Source organism: Aliivibrio sp. 1S128 (assembly GCF_001691065.1).
In the GTDB taxonomy this organism is placed as follows: domain Bacteria; phylum Pseudomonadota; class Gammaproteobacteria; order Enterobacterales; family Vibrionaceae; genus Aliivibrio.
Window position 1 is genome coordinate 1 of record NZ_MAJV01000037.1, and the last position, 555, is coordinate 555.

A 555-nucleotide genomic window follows, 5' to 3' on the forward strand; every position below is an offset into this window, starting at 1 on the left:
TGTTATGCAGGCGTTAGCACAAACATTATTTAAGTTTAGGTGAGTAGATGAAAGAAAATATAGAAGTCATATCTATGGAAGTTGGCTTGGAAAATTGTCTTCTTAAAATAGAAAAACAATACCAAAAGGAAGAAGCAACTACAGCTTGGAGATGTGATGCATTATCAACGGGTTATAATGATGTAGATAAAAAAATTGGAGGGATTAGTAAAGGTTTAACTGTTATTGCTGGTAGGCCACTTAATCATCACGCAATGTTTCATCGAAATATAATTGAAAATATACTTTTAGATTTGAATAATGAAGAATGTATTCTTCATTTTGAGTCAGATTTAAATATTGATAGTTTTTATCGTAAAGTAGTCAGCTCAATTAGTAGGGTTGATTATTCAGCATTAGAAAGTGGTAAAATTGACGATGAATCATGGTCTCGCATTTCTGCGACCATGGGAATGTTGATGGAAAAGCAGAACTTATTTATTCGTGGCAAGTCAACCTATATAGAAGATATTCAAGATGTTATCGATACTGTAGAGTTGGATGGGAAACGAGTTT

1 protein-coding gene is annotated in these 555 nt (G+C 32.6%); it reads left to right on the forward strand.

Going from position 1 to position 555, the window contains the following annotated elements; all coding sequences use genetic code 11:
• Positions 1–47 precede the first annotated feature (47 nt).
• Positions 48–555: DnaB helicase C-terminal domain-containing protein (locus tag A6E03_RS07170; RefSeq protein ID WP_255310606.1), on the forward strand; the 508-nt coding region annotated here is incomplete at its 3' end.